At 35.7% G+C, this 21,291-nt stretch carries 17 protein-coding genes; 7 read left to right on the top strand and 10 right to left on the bottom strand.

What is annotated here, in order from left to right:
- Nucleotides 1–4 precede the first annotated feature (4 nt).
- The 5 genes from ACQ5J2_RS09775 (at nucleotide 5) to ACQ5J2_RS09755 (ending at nucleotide 7,662) form a co-directional block, all read left to right on the top strand.
- On the top strand, nucleotides 5–1,492 hold the full coding sequence (locus ACQ5J2_RS09775) for a glycoside hydrolase family 30 protein (RefSeq protein ID WP_432670223.1): 1,488 nt from the start codon (nucleotides 5–7) through the stop codon (nucleotides 1,490–1,492).
- 13 nt (nucleotides 1,493–1,505) lie between these two features.
- On the top strand, nucleotides 1,506–3,032 hold the full coding sequence (locus tag ACQ5J2_RS09770; RefSeq protein WP_432670222.1) for an MFS transporter: 1,527 nt from the start codon (nucleotides 1,506–1,508) through the stop codon (nucleotides 3,030–3,032).
- Entirely contained in the window at nucleotides 3,022–3,963 is a 942-nt protein-coding gene (locus ACQ5J2_RS09765) for a glycosyl hydrolase family 17 protein (protein WP_432670221.1), read from the top strand. The genes ACQ5J2_RS09770 and ACQ5J2_RS09765 overlap by 11 nt, the downstream gene beginning before the upstream one ends.
- 40 nt (nucleotides 3,964–4,003) lie before the next feature.
- A complete protein-coding gene (locus ACQ5J2_RS09760) occupies nucleotides 4,004–5,701 on the top strand; it encodes a family 16 glycosylhydrolase (RefSeq protein ID WP_432670220.1) in 1,698 nt (565 codons plus the stop codon).
- Nucleotides 5,702–6,957: 1,256 nt separating this feature from the next.
- Nucleotides 6,958–7,662 carry a hypothetical protein gene (locus ACQ5J2_RS09755; RefSeq protein ID WP_432670219.1) on the top strand — a complete coding sequence of 235 codons (705 nt, stop codon included), beginning with the start codon at nucleotides 6,958–6,960 and terminating at the stop codon, nucleotides 7,660–7,662.
- Nucleotides 7,663–8,135: 473 nt separating this feature from the next.
- Here the strand turns inward: ACQ5J2_RS09755 and ACQ5J2_RS09750 are convergent, their stop codons facing one another.
- The 6 genes from ACQ5J2_RS09750 to ACQ5J2_RS09725 form a co-directional block, all read right to left on the bottom strand.
- On the bottom strand, nucleotides 8,136–8,603 hold the full coding sequence (locus ACQ5J2_RS09750) for a DUF423 domain-containing protein (RefSeq protein WP_432670218.1): 468 nt from the start codon (nucleotides 8,601–8,603) through the stop codon (nucleotides 8,136–8,138).
- A 250-nt stretch (nucleotides 8,604–8,853) separates the two neighbouring features.
- Nucleotides 8,854–9,642 (bottom strand): XAC2610-related protein, encoded by a 789-nt coding sequence (locus ACQ5J2_RS09745; RefSeq protein WP_432670217.1) that lies wholly within the window; start codon nucleotides 9,640–9,642, stop codon nucleotides 8,854–8,856.
- A 399-nt stretch (nucleotides 9,643–10,041) separates the two neighbouring features.
- Complete coding sequence (locus tag ACQ5J2_RS09740; RefSeq protein WP_432670216.1) at nucleotides 10,042–10,464, bottom strand: DUF2141 domain-containing protein; 423 nt, start codon at nucleotides 10,462–10,464, stop codon at nucleotides 10,042–10,044.
- Between the two features lie 308 nt (nucleotides 10,465–10,772).
- Nucleotides 10,773–12,314 (bottom strand): acyl-CoA carboxylase subunit beta, encoded by a 1,542-nt coding sequence (locus ACQ5J2_RS09735; RefSeq protein ID WP_432670215.1) that lies wholly within the window; start codon nucleotides 12,312–12,314, stop codon nucleotides 10,773–10,775.
- Nucleotides 12,315–12,415: 101 nt separating this feature from the next.
- Entirely contained in the window at nucleotides 12,416–13,858 is a 1,443-nt protein-coding gene (gene accC, locus ACQ5J2_RS09730; RefSeq protein ID WP_432673293.1) for an acetyl-CoA carboxylase biotin carboxylase subunit, read from the bottom strand.
- A gap of 93 nt (nucleotides 13,859–13,951) precedes the next feature.
- Complete coding sequence (locus ACQ5J2_RS09725) at nucleotides 13,952–14,437, bottom strand: acetyl-CoA carboxylase biotin carboxyl carrier protein subunit (RefSeq protein ID WP_432670214.1); 486 nt, start codon at nucleotides 14,435–14,437, stop codon at nucleotides 13,952–13,954.
- A gap of 194 nt (nucleotides 14,438–14,631) precedes the next feature.
- Between ACQ5J2_RS09725 and ACQ5J2_RS09720 the strand changes: the two genes are divergently transcribed.
- Together ACQ5J2_RS09720 and ACQ5J2_RS09715 are read left to right on the top strand one after the other, a co-directional pair.
- Nucleotides 14,632–14,943 (top strand): transposase, encoded by a 312-nt coding sequence (locus ACQ5J2_RS09720; protein WP_432670213.1) that lies wholly within the window; start codon nucleotides 14,632–14,634, stop codon nucleotides 14,941–14,943.
- Between the two features lie 50 nt (nucleotides 14,944–14,993).
- On the top strand, nucleotides 14,994–15,839 hold the full coding sequence (locus ACQ5J2_RS09715; RefSeq protein WP_432670212.1) for an IS3 family transposase: 846 nt from the start codon (nucleotides 14,994–14,996) through the stop codon (nucleotides 15,837–15,839).
- A gap of 236 nt (nucleotides 15,840–16,075) precedes the next feature.
- On the opposite strand, the gene ACQ5J2_RS09710 is transcribed toward ACQ5J2_RS09715, so the two are convergent.
- From ACQ5J2_RS09710 to ACQ5J2_RS09695, 4 genes are all read right to left on the bottom strand, one after another.
- Nucleotides 16,076–16,666 (bottom strand): ferritin-like domain-containing protein, encoded by a 591-nt coding sequence (locus ACQ5J2_RS09710; protein ID WP_432670211.1) that lies wholly within the window; start codon nucleotides 16,664–16,666, stop codon nucleotides 16,076–16,078.
- 140 nt (nucleotides 16,667–16,806) lie between these two features.
- Nucleotides 16,807–18,105, bottom strand: a complete 1,299-nt coding sequence (locus ACQ5J2_RS09705) for a phenylacetate--CoA ligase family protein (RefSeq protein ID WP_432670210.1) — start codon at nucleotides 18,103–18,105, stop codon at nucleotides 16,807–16,809.
- Entirely contained in the window at nucleotides 18,102–19,766 is a 1,665-nt protein-coding gene (locus ACQ5J2_RS09700) for a C45 family autoproteolytic acyltransferase/hydolase (RefSeq protein WP_432670209.1), read from the bottom strand. The genes ACQ5J2_RS09705 and ACQ5J2_RS09700 overlap by 4 nt, the downstream gene beginning before the upstream one ends.
- A gap of 2 nt (nucleotides 19,767–19,768) precedes the next feature.
- Complete coding sequence (locus ACQ5J2_RS09695; RefSeq protein ID WP_432670208.1) at nucleotides 19,769–21,289, bottom strand: phytoene desaturase family protein; 1,521 nt, start codon at nucleotides 21,287–21,289, stop codon at nucleotides 19,769–19,771.
- Nucleotides 21,290–21,291: the final 2 nt, after the last annotated feature.

Raw genomic sequence — 21,291 nt, 5'->3', positions numbered from 1 at the left:
GATTATGAACTATTTAAAACACTTATTTTTCACCTTTTTAATTTTGACAATGATCAATTGTGATAAAAAAAATGATGCTTTACAAGTAGAGGTTTATGAAACTTCTGCGGCTGGAAATGCTTTAACAAAAGTGACTGAATTTGCTAAAAGTGATAGTCTAATTACAATTGACTTAAATTCAGATGAAAAATTTCAAACCATTTCTGGTTTTGGAGGATCTTTTACGGAATCTTCGGCCTATTTACTCAATCGTTTGAGCAAAGAAAATCGTAAAAAAGTGTTAGATGCCTATTTTAGCGAAGAAGGAGCAAATTACTCCTTAACCAGAACTCACATAGCTTCATGCGATTTTTCATTAAGCAATTACACGTATGCTAAAGTCGAAAATGACATGACTTTGGAAAATTTTACTATTGCAGATGATAGAGAAGATTTAATTCCAATGATTAAAGATGCAAAAGCAATTTCTAAAGACGGATTTAAAATTATTTCTTCACCATGGTCTTGTCCACCTTGGATGAAAGACAATAAAAATTTTGTGGGTGGAAAATTGTTACCCGAATACAATGATGTTTTTGCTTTATATTTTTCTAAATATTTAACGGCTTACAAAAAAGAAGGAATTGATATTTGGGGTGTAACTGTTATCAACGAACCACATGGGAACGGAAATAATTGGGAAAGCACTCATTTTTCTCCAAAAGAAATGACCGATTTTGTTCAAAATCATTTAGGTCCAAAATTAGAAAATGACGGTTGGGGAAACACAAAAATATTTGGTTACGACCAAAATAGAGCGGGAATCAAAGAATGGGCAGACGAAATGTATAGAGATGAAAAATCGTCTAAATACTTTGCAGGAATGGCCATTCATTGGTATGAAAGTACCTACGAAGTTTTCCCAGAAGATTTACTATATGCTCATAATAAAGCACCCAACAAATACTTAATTGAAACAGAGGGTTGCATCGATTCTGAAATTCCTCACTGGCAAGATGATGCTTGGTACTGGAAAAAAGAAGCTACCGATTGGGGTTGGGATTGGGCAAGCGAAGAAGATAAATACTTGCATCCAAAATACGCACCAGTAAATCGTTATGCCAATGATATCATAGGTTGTTTAAACAATCAAGTAGACGGTTGGATAGATTGGAATATGGTTTTAGACCGCCAAGGAGGACCAAACTGGTTCAAAAACTGGTGTGTAGCACCTGTGATTGTAGATCCAGAAAAAGACGAAGTGTACTTCACTCCTCTTTATTATACAATGTCTCACTTTAGCAAATTCATGCGACCTGGTGCCGTGAAAATTGGTTGTGTAATTGATTCAAAAGAAGTAGTTTCTACAGCTGTGCAAAATCCAGACGGAACGATAGCGGTTGCAATTTTTAATCCAACTGAAATAAGTTATTCAGTAGAAATTAAATTAAACAATAAGAAAAGTATCATGACAGTACCTGCAAAAGCTTTGCAAACGGTTGTGATTAAATAACAAAGAACAAAACATGGCTCATCTTCCTTCAAATAAAACAAATAAAATACCACTGTTGCAGAAAGCGGCATTTGGTTCAGGACATTTAGTTAATAATTTACTACCGGGAGCTTTAGGTGTTTTTTCATTTTTCCTAATCACAGCTTATGGAATAAATCCAGCTATAGCAGGATTATTAGCCGCAATTCCAAGGTTTTTTGATGCATTATCTGATCCAATTATGGGTTTTATTTCCGATAATACAACTTCAAGATGGGGTCGTCGAAGACCCTATATTTTTGTAGGTGCAATTTTATCCGCCATTTTATTTGCGGTGCAATGGCAAATGTTTGAAGCAAATGGCTCTGCCTATAATTTTTGGTATTTCTTGACATTTTCTGTTTTATTCATTTTTGCAAATACCATTTTTTCCACACCTCTTATCGGTTTTGGATACGAAATGTCATCTGACACAAAAGAGAGAACCCGATTGATGGGGATAGCTAATAGTGTAGGTCAAATTTCATGGATGATAGTACCTATTTTTTGGGTCTTAATTGCAAATAAAGATTTATTTGATTCTCAAGCAGATGGTGTAAGAACGTTATCCCTTATCGTAGGCTTTGCTTGTCTGTTATTTGGAATTATGCCTGCTATATTTTGTAAAGAAAATGATGTTTCTGATGCAGATAGTAAAGCTAAAATTACCTTTAAAGAATTAGGAAACAATCTATCCCTTTTATGGAACAATATTAAAAACATGACCAAAAATATGCCTTTCATGCGTTTATGTGGTGCAACTTTTTTAGTTTTTAATGGTTTTCAAATGGTAGCGTCTTTTAGTTATTTTATTATTGTTTTTTATATGTACAATGGTAGTTATGAAATGGCTGGAACAGTGCCTGCAATATTTACAATTTTAGGAGCTTTCTTAACAGCCGTTTTAATAATTCCAATAGTTTCTTGGATGGCAAATAAATATGGAAAACGGAATGCTTTTATAATTTCTACAATTATTTCAATTGTTGGATATATCCTAAAATGGTGGGGATTTGTTGTCGTTGATGAAAATACAGCGGTACTTTTTAATGATGTCATTCTACAAATTGGAGTTGTTAAATTCTCTCTAGAAATGCCCATTATATTATTATTACCCATTCCTTTTATGGCTTTCGGATTAGGTGGCTTATTTACGTTAATGATGAGTATGACAGCCGATGTTTGTGATTTAGACGAATTAAGAAATGGTTTACCAAGAAGAGAAGGTACTTTTGGAGCTGTTTATTGGTGGATGGTAAAAATAGGTCAATCCATTGCTTTGGCATTAGGGGGATTAGTATTGTCTATTGTAGGATTTGATGCAGGTAAGTCCGTTCAAACCTTAGAAACAATGAATGATTTAAGAATCGCAGATATTATAATACCATCATTAACTGCTGGTTTAGCCGCATGGATTATGTGGAATTACAAGCTAAATGAAGATGAAGTTAGTACCATAAAGGAACAGTTAGAAGAAAGACGTACAGTGAAAAAATTAAAAACAGAAAAAAATGTCATTTAGAAAAGATTATTTCGAACATTCAGAACGTGTGGATTATTCTAATCCAGAGTACGGAACTGGACTAGATTTTACTGAAAAAACTTCAAAGAATATTCAAAATTTATTTAAAGATATTTTAGAGGAAGGAATGCACGGGCTTTGTTTTAGTATGTACGAAGATGGTCAACAACCAGGTGATATTATTTCAGAAGAGCAAGTACGACGAAGAATGAAAATTATTGCACCTTATACAAAATGGGTTCGCTCCTTTTCATGTACAGAAGGAAATGAATTTATTCCAAAAATTGCTCGTGAATTTGGAATCAGAACTTTGGTCGGTGCATGGTTAAGTGATGATCCCGAAAAAAATAAAAATGAAATTGAAGCTTTAATCCAATTAGCAAAGGAAGGTTTTGTAGACATTGCAGCTGTTGGCAACGAAGTGATGTACAGAAAAGATTTATCTGAAGACGAATTATTGGATTTTATTGACCAAGTAAAAAAAGAAATCCCTTCCACTATTCCCGTCGGTTATGTGGATGCCTATTACGAATTTACCATAAAACCAAGAATAACTGAAGCTTGTGACGTCATCTTAACCAATTGCTATCCGTATTGGGAAGGTTGCGAAATGGATTATTCTTTGGCACATATGAAGAGTATGTTTTATCAAGCCTTAGAGGCTGGAAAAGGTAAAAAAGTTATTATTACAGAAACCGGCTGGCCCAGTAAAGGCGAAAGCTTCAGACAATCGCATCCTTCGGAAGAAAACGCGATGAAATATTTCATCAATTCGCAAATTTGGTCTAAAGAAGCAAACATTGATATCTTCTATTTTTCGTCTTTTGATGAATCTTGGAAAGTAGGTGCTGAAGGTGAAGTGGGTGCGTATTGGGGCATCTGGGACAAGAACGAAAAGCTAAAATTCAGCGAAACAAAATCTTTGATTTAAGGACTAATACAGTCTACTCAAAGTACCTAAATTAAATCCTATGAAAAAAAGTACCTGTTTTCAAATTTTTATATTCTTTTTTCTAGTGACACCTCGTAGTTTTGCTCAAGTTGATGTGGTGTACAATGATTTAGTTTGGTCGGATGAATTTGACGCTGATGGTGCAGTTAATGCAACCAATTGGCACCACCAAACGCAATTACCGGGCGGCGGCGGATGGTTTAACGGAGAAGTACAGCATTATACCAACCAACTAGCCAACTCCTTTGTGAACACTGGTTTCTTAAACATAAAGGCCATTAAAGAACCTTACACGGATCAGGGTGTTACCAAACAGTATACCTCTGCCCGACTGAATTCTAAGTTTGCATTTCTCTATGGTCGTGTAGATGTTCGCGCTAAAATTCCTACCCATCAAGGCACTTGGCCTGCTATTTGGCTTCTTGGAAAAAATGTCAATGAAGACGGTGGCTTTTTTGATGCACAATTTGGTACCACCAATTGGCCCACTTGTGGCGAAATTGACATGATGGAACACGGAATTACGTCTAATGAACCCACGAACTACGTTCAGAGTGCGCTTCACACTCCTTCTTCGTTTGGAAATACCGTGAACATTGGCGGTACAGTGGCCACTGATTTAGTGAATAATTACCATGTATATTCGATGAACTGGTCTCCCTTTCAAATCACATTTTTACTCGATGGAGTTGCTTACTATACCTACAATCCTGCTATTAAAACCCCAAGTAACTGGCCTTTTTACGCGGAACAGTACTTGCTTTTAAACATCGCAATGGGTGGTGTAGCGGGAAATATTCCAGCCAGTTTTACTGATGCATCCATGGTCGTTGACTATGTGAGAGTGTACCAAAATACAATACCTGACACAGAGAGTCCTACTAATTTTACGGCAGCTACAGGCACCATCAGTGGTTCGACTGTCGAACTGCTGCTGAACGCCAATGACAACTCAGGAACGGTACTTTATACCATCAATTACAATGGTACAACTACGACTGCTGCAGGAACAGCTGGTATACAAAAATCAGTAATGGTATCGGGTTTAGTGCCCAATACCGATTATACTTTTTCTATTGCAGCGACTGATTTAGCTGGCAATGCTTTTGCAAATAATCCCATTGTTTTAAATGCTACTACTGCCACTTCTACAGAATGTTCGGGGACAGATACTCAAGCTATTCAAGGCAATTTTACCACAGGATACAATTATGAATTTGAAACTATAGGCACTGATGTCAAAATTACCTTCGAATTGTTAGACACCAACCAAGTAGGCGTTGTAGCCTATTTGTGGAAACAAAGTCCGTTTTCGGAAGTTCAAATGTCTAATGTATCAGGTAACATTTTTACCAAAACAATTACGAATCAAACTAGTGGGTCCAACATAAATTATGCAGTTAAATTTGCGTTTGCAGGCGGTTTAGCAGTGACAAAATACTTTACGTACATTGTGGGAAACAACTGTACATTGGGAACTGAAATTCCGTCCAAGCTCAATACGTTTACATTTAAAAATCCTGCTAAAGATATTCTCGAAATTCAATCAGAACTACCTATTGATAAAATTGAAATCTACAGCATGACGGGTGTTTTAGTAAAAACGGCCACCGAAGTCAAAAGTAGTATAGACATTAGTGCGCTTTCAGAGGGAATGTATCTATTGACTGTTTATTCAGGCAGCGAGAAAAGCGTAAAAAAATTACTTATAAAGTAAACTACTATCTGCTTCAAGTCAGTATCGTAATAGTTTGCCACAGATTAAGAATATGAGCACAAGTTAATCCTTTTAACCTGTGGCAAAGTATAACGCCTTCGTGAACTTAAAAACGCTACGTACATAAAAAACTTAGTGCTCTTTGTGGTTAAATTCCTATTCTCCCTTGCAAACTGAAACGCCTTCGTGAACTTAAAAACGCTACGTACATAAAAAAAACTTGGTGCTCTTTGTGGTTCAATTTCTTACTTTCCTAACAAAGTGAAACGCCTTCGTGAACTTAAAAACGCTACGTAAATAAAAAACTTGGTGCTCTTTGTGGTTAAATTTCTTACTTTCCTAACAAAGTGAAACGCCTTCGTGAACTTAAAAACGCTACGTACATAAAAAAAACTTGGTGCTCTTTGTGGTTAAATTCCTATTCTTCCTTACAAAGTGAAACGCCTTCGTGAACTTAAAAACGCTACGTACATAAAAAACTTGGTGCTCTTCGTGGTTAAAAATACTCCCATCAGTAAAAACAAAATAGTAAACCGCAAATCTTACAATTTACCACAAATTAAAACCCGCATGTTCTTATGGTTTTAAATAGAAAAGCAGCAAAAACTTTTTTTTTGAAAATTTAACTAAAATTTTTCAACCACTTGTGTTACGTAAACAAAAATTTTCTATTTTTACTACATACTAACATTAAAGCCTGCACATTAGCCAAAAAATTTTTGTTAGTATTTCAAGTAGAAGTCCTCCCAATTGCTCGATATTTTAAAGGCAATACCCCACCGAAAGTACAGTATTTTAATAGATTTTACAACCTTTTTCAAAACACTAATAGCAAAGCAACGAAGCCGGAAATAAATACTAAAAATCTAAATTATAAGCCATGCACGCCATTCACGCACCTCCCCTAAAATAACATGACCATACTGGACCAAGCTACTACAGTATCCTAAACGCTTTAGACGTATACAGTACGGAGCTACCATAGTATCCTAAACGCTTTAGACCTATACAGTACGGAGTTACCATAGTATCCTAAACGCTTTAGACCTATACAGTACGGAGCTACCATAGTATCCTAAACGCTTTAGACCTATACAGTACGGAGCTACTATAGTATGCTAAACACTTTAGGCCTATATAGTACGGAGCTACTATAATATTCTAAACATTTTAGACCTCTGCCGCATCAAAAAAAGCACGGTGCCAGAACCTGGAATACTTAAAAATGATTGTAAAAAAATAAATAAACAAATATTATGAAACCTAATCCTCGAATGCTTTTTGGGAATATTTTTGATGATGTAAAAATAACGCCCAACTATATCGCTCGCTTTGCTGATGATACGCAAGCCAAACTTACTGAAAACAACCAAAATAACGAGTACGATGCCGTACTCAAGCCATTGACAGAGGCTATTTTTCCGTTGCGCAACGAACTGGGTGAAGTAGATACTACGTTAAACGTGCAGGTGGGAAAAACAAGTACGGTAGATGGTTTTATTGTAGTCTTCAAAGGTTATATGAACGATAAATACATCCCTATTGCCGCGGCACTCAATGGCGAGAAAACGCCTGAATTTATGGAGTTTTACCCGAAGGGGAAATCTGAATATACCCAAGTGACCAAGACGCAAATGCCCACTCTTATGGGGCGGCTCAAGGTTACGGCTGCTAAATATGAAACGCAAATAGGTGCTAAAATTAGTGGTGAATTGCAAGCGTTTCAATCCCAATGGGAAGACGTTCGTAACAAACAACTGCAAGAGAAAGCTGCCGTAAAAACCAACCGAACCGACCGAAGTGTGGCACGACGAGCGGTAGAACTGGAATTGCTAAAAACCATCCACTTTATTGGCGCTAAGTTTCCCGGTGATGTGGCTAGATGCCAGAGCTTCTTTGACTTTAACCTGCTTTTTGGCGCTCGCCATAAAAGTTTAGAAAACGCTCCACCAGAAGGATAAGATGCCCCCTAGCCCCAAAGGGGGAAACCCTGTTTTGTGGTGTGGTTGTCATAAAAATTTAGCAAACGCTCCTCCAGAAGTATAAGGAATTACTCTTTTTGTTTTAACGCACTTGTCTTATGATGTAGGACAGGTGCGTTTTTTTTAGCCCCATAAATAGTGTAGCCGTAGCAAGAATCGTCGTGTGCTTTGTCAAGCGAGTATGGGACGAACGGGCACGTTTAGGGAAACTTCTTGCACCGCAAATTGCACAAATTAGCACAAATTATAAAGGGCATCTTTATAAAGTACTCCTATTGTACTACATTGCGTTGCAAACGCTTACTATGGTTTTCAAATGAAAAGTAGGTACTCGATGCAATCGAGAACCAATATGGAGGACAAACGAGGACGAGGGGGAATTCCGAAGGGATTTCCAAGTAAGCGAGGACAAGCCATTGCTTATACAATTTGTTAACAAACGTTATTCTATTTTAAGATTCTAATATTTCAGAAATAAGTGTCTTATATTTTTGAGAGTCATTTTCAAATTTCCTTTGTAGAGCAACCCATAAAAGAACTCCTAATACTAATATTATTCCTCCAAATATGTACAGTGAATTACTGTTACTTATTCCAGCGATTATTGCAATTAATAAACCCAAACCTAAAAAGATATGTGTAAACATTAAAATTCTTATTAAAAAGTGTTGATTAAAATAAATTTCCACGTTGGTCTTATCTTCAGTATCTATTTTCAGTAATTTTCCATTAATAATAGTCCAATTTTGGTATGCCCAATACCACCCATAAATAATCCGTTTACGGATTTTAAATGTTATTGATTTTTTTTCATCATTATCCACACTAAAAACAAATCCATTATCAAAACCAAGCTTGGATTCTAATTTCTTACTGATGTCTGTAGGATTACTTTCTGTCTTAAAATTCCATGTTTTCATATTTTTAGTTTTAAATTCTGACTAACGTCAAATTTACTATAATTTTCCCACGCAAAAATTTTACTCGTTAGCTAAAGAAATTAGCGGGTTTTTCTTTTATGGGCAATGTTTGGTAACGGTTCTCGGCTTTGAAAGGTTGCGAACTTCGTAACCGATTACTTTCCACTAAGATAAATGTTCTTGCGAAAAATAGACGTGAATTTCCCACATATTTCGCAATCTTGCAAAACCGTTGTTAGCGGTTGCCGTTTTACTCGTATCCGTGTCCTGTAAACCAATCATATCCTTCAATTTTTCTGTATTCTGTCGGAACAGAATTTACAATTTTTAAAATTTTATTTTTGTCGCCATATGGTTGGTCTGTTGATATTATTACCTTTCCCGTTTTTACACCTTTATCGCTTTTTTGGTACGAAATATATTCCAAGGTGTCCACTTTTTCGGCAATCCATTTGTATTTATACATTTCTGTTTCGCCTGGATGACCATAACAAACTCCTCGAATAATTTTTTCTTTTGGTGAAAATGTTGGGTTTATAAATTCAATATTTTTTGAAAACGTCTTTTTGTCTGGACGAAGTAGATAGATATTGCTAAAAGCTTTTAAGCAACATCCTGAGCTACCATACCAATTAACAACAAAATCTTTTAAACCGTCACCATTTATATCTCGAATTGTGTCATTTACATATGTCATATTCCACTGTTCGTGTGAAATAACTTTGTTAATTCTACTACCTTTTTTTGAAAAAATATCTATATAAATTGAGCCTGGCGTATTTCGTCTGATTATCAAATGGGGATTTTCTTTTGAGAAATAAAAATCACTAATTATACTGATTTCTACCTGATATAAACTATCAGACATTGTTTCTACATATTCTTTTTTGAATTTATCTAAATTTATATTTTGTTCGGCAATTTTTATTGCATTTTTCAGAAATTTATCAAGGTTTAAACTGTCGATTTTATCTTGTTTCTCGATTTCTTTTCTTTTTTCTAAACGCTCTTTTTCTTTTTTGTCAAAGTTTTTCTGCAAAGTGTCTGTTGTAACCACAGCAACATTCTTCTTCTCGTTTGGTTGTCCGCACGAAAAAAGTGTTATTAAAAGTCCGAGTGTCAATATGTGTAGTGTCGTCTTCATACGGTTACCGCTAACTAATAAATATACACAAGTTTAAACAACTTTTTACTCATTGCAGCCATCCTAACTTAAATTTTATTGGTAATATGCAGCAGGCTTTCAGGTCAGAAACCATCTAAGAGCAGTTTGATGAGCATATTGTTACGGTATTGCGAATAATCAAACGTAGCAAAAATATACTATTATAGCAAGAGGAGAGGAGAATTAGGAATTAGGATTGGGGAGTGAGGAATTGATATTGAAATTGAGATTGAGATTGAAATTGAGATTGACACCACCCCTTTTCAAAACATCTTAATAATTAATCAATTTAATATGCAAGGTTTTATTTTCCGTCAAATCAAATTTGCAATCTTCGTATTTGGGTGCCGACATACTAGGTTTAATATTGTTTGAAAATCCGTAAGGTTCCTTTGGAATGCCAATGAAATTTCGGTTGCATACGTTATCTGAATTTTGGTCGTGGTACATCGTGATCGCATATTCGCCTTTTGGCAAGTCTTTAATAGTAAGCACAGCCGTACTGTTTTCCACTTTAATCGAATAATTTTTGATAGCGTGTCCTTCTTTCAGAAAATTAGTTCCTGTATTGAAAACGCCAATTTTAATTTCTCCTTTTATTTTTTCAATATTGGAAACCTTAATTGTTAAATGCGGGTTATTCGTAGGTTGTTGAATAGTTAGGAGTACAAGGCAGAACATTAGGGCTTTTATCATAATACTTTCTTGATTAAAGATGGGGGTTTTATTAGGAGTTTTTAAACTTCTGAACTCAAAGTTAGGGAATAATAAAGCATTTGAGCGCTTATATAAAATGGACGTTGCAAATTTACTGCCAAAAGATACTTTATGGACACGCTTATTTGTTTTACGATTTTACATCTACGCTATTTATACATTAAAGTTTGCCTTAAAGGAAAAAAACTGACCCAATGAAAACATTCACCAAGTCAGTTTTATCCAGATTAAAGCAGCTTGTAGGCTTTAAATCTAATTTCTATATTCTATTTTTTTGTTCTATTTTCTTACAACGGAATATTCCCGTGTTTTCTCTTCGGCTGGTCACTCACTTTATTTTCCAACATGCTAAACGCTTTAATCAACTTACGTCTGGTATCTTGTGGCAAAATCACCTCATCGATAAAACCACGTTGAGCTGCTCCGTAAGGTGTGGCAAATTGAGCCGCATATTCTGCTTCTTTTTCTAAAAGTTTAGCAGCAGGGTCTTCGGAAGCTGCAATTTCTTTTTTGAAGATAATTTCACTCGCTCCTTTGGCCCCCATAACTGCGATTTCTGCAGAAGGCCAAGCGAAATTCATATCGGCTCCAATGTGTTTTGAATTCATCACGTCGTAAGCGCCACCATAGGCTTTTCTTGTAATAACGGTAATTCTTGGCACAGTCGCTTCGCTTAAAGCATACAATAATTTCGCACCGTGAACGATAATTCCGTTCCATTCTTGGTCGGTTCCAGGTAAGAAACCAGGTACGTCCACAAGTACTAAAAGTGGGATATTAAAACAATCGCAGAAACGGGTAAAACGAGCTGCTTTAACGGAACTATTCACGTCTAAAACTCCGGCTAGAAAATTCGGTTGATTGGCAACGATACCAATGCTTCTTCCGCCAATTCTTGCAAAACCTACGATGATGTTTTCTGCGTAATTTTTATGCACTTCATAAAACGAATCCGTATCAATAATTCCCTTGATTACCGAATGCATGTCATAAGGTTTATTAGCGTTTTCAGGGATGATATTGTTTAGTTCTTCGCGAATTTCATCACTAAAATCATAAGGAACTTTTGGCGTCGTTTCCGTATTGTTTTGCGGCATATAGCTCAACAAAAGCTTGATGTCTTCCAAACATTCTACGTCATTTGCAGAAGTAATATGAGCCACTCCTGATTTAGTGGAATGCGTGCTTGCTCCACCTAATTCTTCAGAAGTTACCGTTTCATTAGTTACCGTTTTTACTACATTTGGCCCGGTAACAAACATATAACTGCTGTTTTCTACCATCATGGTGAAATCAGTCATAGCAGGCGAATAAACCGCTCCACCTGCACAAGGTCCCATGATAGCAGAAATCTGTGGAATTACACCTGAGGAACGTACATTTCTGTAGAAAATATCGGCATAACCTCCAAGTGAACGAACACCTTCCTGAATTCGAGCGCCACCAGAATCATTCAATCCAATCATTGGGGTTCCAGTTTTTACCGCTAAATCCATCACTTTGCAAATTTTCTCTGCATGTGTTTCAGACAAAGCGCCACCGAAAACCGTAAAATCTTGGGCAAAAACATACACCATTCGGCCGTTAATTGTTCCGTAACCTGTAATGACACCGTCGCCATAATACAGTTCTTTTTGCATGCCAAACTCCGTTGTACGGTGTGTAACTAGCATTCCAATTTCTTCAAATGAACCTTCGTCCATCAAGTATTCGACTCTTTCCCGAGCGGTTAATTTTTTCTTACTGTGTTGGGTTGCAATTCTTTTTTCGCCTCCGCCCAAACGGGCTAAGGCCATTTTATCTTCTAAATTTTTTATTTTATCTTTCATATGTAGATAATGCTTAATTTTTAATGGAATATGGAATTCGCATATCTTCATTGATACTTACGACCAAATCTTGGTAATGCTCATTTCATGAAAATGATTCTTTATTGTTGAGGCAAACGAAGCGTGTTTTGGTCTTTTAAATATTGCTGAAGTGCAACCATTGCCGCAACTTCTGCTTCTTGTTCTTGCTGTACTTTCAAATGTTCAGCATCGTAATAGTTCTTCACAAAATGCGTGTCGAAATCTCCTGAACGAAACGCTTCATGTTCCATTACAAATTTTCCAAAAGGCAAAGTCGTACTCACACCTTCCACATGGTATCCATCAATCGCTTGAATCATCAATTGAATGGATTCTTCACGAGTAGCTCCGTAGGTAATTAACTTGGCCAGCATCGGGTCGTAATAAATAGGCACATCCATACCTTGTTCAAAACCATTATCTACCCGAATTCCTTCGCCTTTTGGCAAAGTATATACGTCTAAATGACCTACACTTGGCAAGAAATCATTCAACGGGTCTTCGGCATAAACGCGTAATTCCATCGCATGGCCTTTGATTTTTAACTCTTCTTGTTTCATGGGAAGAGCTTCGCCACGAGCGACACGAATTTGCAATTCCACTAAGTCCAAACCAGTAATCAATTCGGTAACTGGATGTTCTACTTGCAAACGGGTATTCATTTCTAAGAAATAGAAATTTAAGTTTTCATCTAATAAAAACTCAACTGTTCCCGCACCTAAATAATCACAAGCTTGCGCGACTTTTATAGCTGCTTCGCCCATTTTCCTTCTCAATTCAGGCGTAAGAACTGCAGAGGGTGCTTCTTCTACTACTTTCTGGTGACGACGCTGAATACTACATTCGCGTTCAAACAAATACAGCGAATTTCCATGCGAATCCGCCATCACTTGAATTTCAATATGACGTGGAGAACCTACGTATTTTTCAATAAAAACAGAGCCGTCGCCAAATGCTGAAGTTGCTTCACTAATGGCACGCGTCATCTGAGATTCTAAATCTTCTTCTTTTTCAACGACACGCATTCCTTTACCTCCTCCTCCAGCGGAAGCTTTGATTAAAATTGGAAAACCAATTTCTCTCGCTATTTTCTTTGCTTTCTCCGTGTCGGTAATTGCTTCATCAATTCCAGGAACCATTGGAATATCGTAGGCTTTTACCGCTTCTTTTGCGGCAAGCTTACTTCCCATCATGTGAATGGCTTTCGACTCTGGTCCGATAAAAATCATTCCATTCGCCCGAACCTCATCGGCAAAAGCGGCATTTTCACTTAAAAAACCATATCCTGGGTGAATCGCGTCGACGTTTAACGATTTCGCCACTTCCACAATTTTGCTTCCCAATAAATACGATTGATTTGAAGGACTTTCTCCAATCCAAACGGCTTCATCGGCAAACTTTACATGGGGTGCATTTCTATCCACCGTCGAATAAACCGCAACGGTTTTGATACCCATTTTTTGAGCAGTTTTCATAACCCTGATGGCTATTTCGCCTCTATTGGCTACTAATATTTTTGTTATTTTCATTTTTTGTTTCAGGTTTATTTTGCTTAAAATTTCAGGTTCTTGATATAAGGTGAAACTTTAAACTTTAAACATTTTTAAACATTCTTCTTACTCAAATTCAATCAACAATTGTCCTTTCTCCACAGCATCGCCTTTTTTCGCAGAAATAGATTTGATAATTCCTGCTCTTGGCGAAAGGAAACTATTTTCCATTTTCATCGCTTCAAGGATAAGTAAACAATCGTTTTCTTGTACTTCTTGCCCTACGGAAACGCTCATTTCCAGAATCAAACCGGGCATTGGTGCTTTGATTTCATTGACTTGCTTCGACCCGCCTACTAAAAATCCCATTTCCTTAATCAACTTGTCCAGAGAGGTGGCTATTGCAACTGTGTAGCTGTTTCCGTTGACTTTAACGGTATAGTTCTTTCCAATAAAATCAGCTTCAACAATATCGGCCGTATAGGCTTGATTGTTTTTCAGAATGTGAAACTTCGAAGAAGAAACTTCTACTGCATCAAGTGTGGTACTTTCTGATGCTTTTCGGTCGTAAATCTGGGTATTGTTTACGGTAATTTGGTAACTATTATCCATACTTTAAATTTGATAACGGTAAAAATAAGGAAAAAGTTGCCGTTAGAAAAAACATTTGATAATATAGAAAGATTTTAAGTTCAATGTTGTTCGGCTGACTTACCGTTTTAATGTACCAGACAGAGCTAATACATAGTTTAGCCCCTTAATAGTTCGGAGTGTTATTTTAAATTTCAAAATTATATATTTGAGATATGAAATACAAGAAATGGACTTTAGCTCAGAAGCTAGAAATACTAGCAGCTTCAGAAGATAGTGGTATTATAGAAGCATGCCGTAAGTTTGGCGTGAGTACCGCAAGTTTATATAACTGGAAGAAGAAGTATGAGCACAAAGGCGAGGCTGGCTTAAAAGTCACCTATGACACTAAAAGCAAAGAGCTTAAAGAGGCAGAAGAGGAAAATCGTATTCTACGCAAGCTACTAAGCAATAAAGAAATAGAATTAGAGGTACAAAGGGAGCTTTTAAAAAAAAAGTTTGGGACATCCGATCCAAGAAAGATTTAGTGAACTATATTTTTCAAAAGCATAAGTGTAGCAAGGCTAAAATAATAAAGATGGTTGGTATGGTTACTAGTAGCTACTATAGAAAACCTAGTTTTGGTAAGAAGGGCAATCATCCTACGGAAGTAACGTTCCATCAAAACAGTGGTTTTGTTAGTCAATCAGATGTTGTTAAGTCTATTAAAGATATTTTAAAACATGAATTTATAGACTGTGGTTATCGGTTGATGACCAAATATCTAAATAGAGATGGCTACCTAATAAATCATAAAAAACTGTACCGAATTATGAAGGAGGAAGGTCTTTTAAAGCTTGAGAATAGAATTAATAGAAGTGGTGCTGGACGCAAGTTTGTGAAATTTAGGAAGGTTTATACTTCCAGACCCTTCCAATGCTTAGAAATGGATATTAAAATGGTGTGGGTGCCAAATGTGGGTAAAAATGCTTATTTGTTATCTGTAATTGATGTTCATACACGACGAATTTTAAAGGATTATTTTTCTTTCAATATAAAGCAAAAACACGTTATAGAACTACTATCTCTACTTTTTGACGAATATAACTACCCTGAAAGCGTAGTTATTAGGAGTGATAATGGAAGTCAATTTATAGCTAAAAGTGTCCGTGAGTATTTAGGATTAATAGGAGTTCAACAAGAATTTACACATGTCGCAACACCAGAAGAAAATGCTCATATAGAAGCTTATCATGGAATCTTGAAGAAGGAAGTATTTTCACGGTTCGACTATCGAAATTTTGGAGAGATTCAGCAGATATTGAAACGATTTGTGTCTTTTTATAACAATGAACGACTTCATGGTCTCCTAGGAAGAATTACTCCTATGCAGAAATGGAACTCGGATAAACATCTAATAGTAATGAAAAAATTAACCGCTTAATTAAAAAACCGAAATTTAGAATAGTACTCTTGTTTTATAGGGGTCAAAACAATACAAAAAAGCGCGTACTATTTTTTGTTTGTGAGAAATTTACAAAAAAAATGTAGAGAAGAAATTTAATAAACGTAAGAATTCCCACTAAACTTCAACAGATTATCACAATGTTGAATGAATAGTGGGAATTTAAATAAAATAAATGAGTAAACTGACGAGCAGTTTTAACCATTATAAGTCGCTTACTTTTCTAGTGCATCTTCATTAATATCATGGTAGGCAGCTTCAGTTAAAGTTTCATCCGCATTTTTCTCTTCAAGTAATGATTCCACCAATAAAGCGGCAGCATCTTTTTCGCCCAAAGCTTTTGCCCAAGCAGCTAAAGTTCCATAAGTTGCAATCTCATAGTGCTCGATTTTTTGTGCAGCAGCAATAATTCCTGCATCCCGTACAGCACCTACTTCAGTTTCCTCCATAATGCTTTTTCCTTCTTCAATCAGTCCGTCCATGGCATCGCATTTTTTAGCAACTGCTTTTTCGCCAATTAAACTAAAGACTTTTTCCAAGCGAACAATTTGACCTTCTGTCTCTACTAAATGTTGCGTTAAGCCATCTACTAATTTAGGCGCTGAAGCGTTTTTCGCCATCTTAGGAATTGCTTTTGTCAAGGCCTTTTCTGCCCAATAAATATCTTTTAACGAGTCTACAAATAGCTCCCGTAATTTTTCGGCAGCATCTGTTTTTGCCTCAATAATGTGTTTACGTTCAATAGTCTTTTTTAGATTTTCTACATTCTTTTCAGCGTTCTCTTTTGAATTTGTTGTATTTTTCATAGCATTTGAAATTTTTGATTTATTCAAAATTATTTATTTTTCAGTAAAAAGAATTTACAGAATTACAAAACAATCTTATAAATTTAAAATGCCGTTTTTTAGAATTTAAAATAAGTGCATTCAGATTTTAATGTAATTTTCTAAATTGACAGGTCTCTATTATCGATAAACGTAATGGGTTTGCGGCTCATGGCAGGAAAAGCAATTTTATTTAATAACTCTTGGCTTATAAATTCCACTTTTGGGGTTACCCTCAGCTTTGCTCTAAAATGATTTTTGATATCTTTCATCAACTCCTCTGAAGCATTGTCAGAGGCAATTTTTATTAGAATTTCATCTGTACCTAAGTCATTTGTTGAAACCTCAATTAAATGACTTTGTACATCTTCAAAAAAGCGTAACAAATCATGCATCGCTGGAGGATACAATGTGGTGCCCTTGTATTTTATCATGTGTTGTTTTCGTCCAACTACTGGACCTAAGCGACTGGTATTTCTGCCACAAAGACAAGATTCAGCATGCAGTTGAACAATATCTCCCGTTTTGAAACGAAGTAGAGGTAGTGCTTCAACACCCAGCGTAGTTATGGTTAATTCTCCACTTTCACCGTCTTTGACAGGTTGGTTTTCATTATCTAAAACTTCCGTAATAATTAATTCTGGGTGCTGGTGTCCTCCCTTAAAATGTTCACACTCATTAAAAGCAGTGCTCATTTCAGTAGAAGCATACGTTGAAAATAATTGGACATTCCATTTATTCGTAATCCTCTTTGCCAAAATAGAAGGTGAAAAATCCTGATTTCGTAAGGTTTCACCAATACATATAATGCTTTTAACGCTCGAGGCATTGAAATCGATTTTATTATTCTCCGCATACTCTATCATTTTTAATAAAAACGACGGAACGCCAATTAAGTATTTTGGCTTGTATTTTAAAATAGAATCCCACTGTAATTCCGGAATTCCTGCACCAACTCGAATCACCCCAACACCCAATTTTCTAAGACCCAGAAAATAGGCCAATCCAGCCATAAACCTCCTATCCATTGTGGTCATCAACTGCACAACATCTCCTTCTTTAACGCCTGAACAGGCAAATGAAATTGCTTCGTTATAAGCCAAGCGGTCCAAATCTTTATCAGTTAAACCAAATGTGACGGGACTTCCCAATGTTCCAGAAGTTGTAGCGTAATCTATGATTTTATGCATCGGAACACAAAAGAAATCATCGTTGTTCAATTGAAGGTTAGTTTTAGTAGTAACTGGAATTTGAACTAAATCCTCTAAAGTTCGAATTGTATTTATATCTATTTTTTCTTTTACAAACAAAGCTTTGTAATAGGGAGAATATTCCGATAAATATGCCAGCGTTTCCCTCAACTTTTCTTCTTGAAATTGTTTGATTTCCTCTACGGACGCTTTTTCTATCGCTGGTATCATTTTCGTTTTCGATTTATTTTTTTTAGATAATTCTCTATTTGAATTTTATCTTTAATGGTTGTAACCTCTTTCTGTAGTGCAATTTTAAATGCTAGTTCAGATGCTTTATACCATCCTTTATTGTAATAATATTGTCCTGCTTTAAAATAAACAATCCAATGATTTGGATTTTGATTTTGATACTCATTTATAAAATCTACTGGTAAATCAGTCCTTGTAGAAATAGCTGTATCGATGATTTTATCATTAATCCGGTACTTTTGATACGCTTTAAAAGCTTCGGAATCTAAAAATATATCTCTAGGAATGTGCATTGAATTTATACCCTGACTTTTAAACTTTTGTTCTTTCTTATTGAAAATTAAATTCAAATCGTAAGCTACAAATTCCCCAATTTGATAGGGGTTGGATGAAACCCACACCATTCTGCTTTCTGGTTTAAAAATAACCCCGTGGTGTGCCAATAATTGATTCAGTGCCTTCTCATTTCCATAACCAATTTCTTTATCGTTTACCCCTTCTTTGTTTCGAAGTATTGCTGCAATTTTTAAAGGAGTCAGTTTATTATTTTGCGCTACTAACTCGGTCATACGTTCAAAGCGATACATGGAATGACTCTCTTCTATTTGATTTAAATTTCGCTCGTCTGACTGATACACTTTACTTTGAAAATGATTGGTGCAAATTAATTGGTTGCTATTTTCAACTTCATAAACCCCAAATTTTTCAGGAGAAACTTCAATTAGAACTGCTTTTTTATCCTTGGCACTTCCAACCATAATAGATTCTGAAACAAAGACTTGACGTTTTTTTGCAATTATAATAGCTTCATCAATTGTAGAAGCATATTGTAAAATTTCTCTTGCAACAATAGAAATAGGCGTTTTTGCGATTAAAGGAATTTTTGATTTTCCAGCATTTATAGTAACTGTTAATCCATCCCTGTTCATTCCTGAAACAGCACCAATCATTCCGCCCCAAGTTACCGTCATAAATGGAATTCCGTTATCAGGAGTTATAAATGCAACTATTTTATCTTCAGCAAATTCATCTCCTGCATAAAAATCAAAATTTCTACCGATTAACAATTCACCATCCTCGGATTTATCTCCCCAAACTGCAACAGAAGAACAACCTACCAATGCCAAATCTTGCAATGCATGTCCGATATCATGTGCACTGTGAAGGTACAACGTTCGTAAATACTTTGGGGCTAAATTATTATAATCGTCTGAAACGTATCTCGACACGCCATATATTTCGGTTTTATATTCTTCAGGTACATGTAGATACATTTTTCGGTTGTACCATTTCAAAAATTGCCTCAATAATTTTTGTTTAAACTTTGATGGCACCATATCTTCCACTTTGGTAAAAAAAACGCGTTCTTGTTTTTTTACCAAATGCTCGGAAAGACTTCCTGTTAACAGTCCTATTTGCAAAGGGTCACCCGAAACATAAAGTTCCCAAAGTTGCTGATTGTTTTTTACAAGATAATTTGTTCCAGATGTAAAAAGCGTATCAGCATGGTTAACAACAACAGGTACTTCCTGATTATAGCTTTTGATTTCTGGACGATTGTGGATAGACTTGGAAGTTCCGCAAGACAACATCAAAAACATAAATCCGGAAAAAATTACTATTTTGAGATTGCTATTCATGTTTACTCTGTCAAATTACGGTTTATTTTATCAATGAGATAATCTTTTCCTAAAATCTCAGAACAAGTTACTACAGCCCCAATTGTCACACCTAAAACACCATGCATGTTAATACTTTGCCCCGTCAGAAAGAGATTTTCTACCTTTGTTTTTGGCGAGATAAATGTCCGCATCGGATTGTTGGAATCTTTTACATACCCATATAAATTACCACCATGACCTCCTATGTAGTCTCGATAAGATAATGGCGTGGAAGAATGTACCGACTGAATGCAGTCCCGAATATTTGGAAATTTTTTTTCTATTTCCTTTAAGAATGTTTCTGCTCTTTCTGCTTTATAAAATTCATACAATTCTCCTCGTTCTCCTTTATCAGAAACAGTATTATGGGTTGTCTTCCATTTTTCGAATTCTTCAAACTTCAAATAAGTAATTGCCGTCAAACTTTCTGCCCAAATCTGATTTTCTTCAGAAATATTCATGGAAACCATATAGGCTTCCGGCCAGGAATTTTGTGTATATTCATTTGCCTTCCAAACACGGGTACTATCTCTGAAATGGTAATAATTGTGATTCAGATATTTAAACATTTTTGGTTTAAAAACCAAGTAAAGGCTAAACGCTGAAGGTAAAACTTCTAAACCCTGAATCCTACTAAAATATGATTTTCGAAACTTGTCCTCTCCTATCATTTTTAACGTTGTTTTGGGTTCAATATTTGAAATGAATTGCAATCCGAAATAAGTTTCCCCATTCTTTGTTACTGCAGAAACAAGTTTATCTTCTTCAAATCCGAAACTCACCACTTCCCTATGTTTATATACTTCTCCTCCATATTTTCTAAGCTCTTTAATTAACAACTTTGTAATTTGGCTCCCGCCATTGATACAACGCCAAGAGCTTTGTATATAAGAGTTTACAGATAAAGCATGAACATAAAAAGGCGATTTATCAGCAATTCCTGCATATAAAAAATTAGAACCTGCTAAAACAGCTTTCAGCTTCTCGTTTGCAGTCAATTCATCCAAATAATCCTTTGCATTTATTGATAAAATTTCACTTTTATAGTTAGCATCATTCCGTAAGTTGTACAAGGGAAATGACTCGCAAGTGCTAATTAATTTATTACAATACGCACGAATTATTTCTTCTTCTTCTGGAAAATATTTTGTTAACTGCTGAATAAAATTTTCATATCCTTGAGCATGTGGGTATTCCGTCTTATCATCGTCAAATGTAATAAGATCAAATGCATCTTCGTCCATCTTTTTCAATTTAAGACGGTCCATAATACCAAGATATGTAAAGTATTTATAAAGGTTCTGTCCTTCTGCCAAACCGCCGATGTAGTGGATTCCAGTATCAAAAATAGTTTTATCACGCACAAATGTCTGCATGTTTCCACCATACTGATTGTTTTTTTCCAAAACACAAACGCTTTTTCCTTCTTTTGCAAGAAGAATTGCCGACACCAAACCGCCTAAACCGCTACCAATAATTACTATGTCGTAAATTCTTTTCACTT

The organism is Flavobacterium sp. SM2513 (assembly GCF_050908145.1).
In the GTDB taxonomy this organism is placed as follows: domain Bacteria; phylum Bacteroidota; class Bacteroidia; order Flavobacteriales; family Flavobacteriaceae; genus Flavobacterium.
Note: the sequence above shows the minus strand (reverse complement) of the source record. Positions and strands in the feature narration are given on the sequence as shown.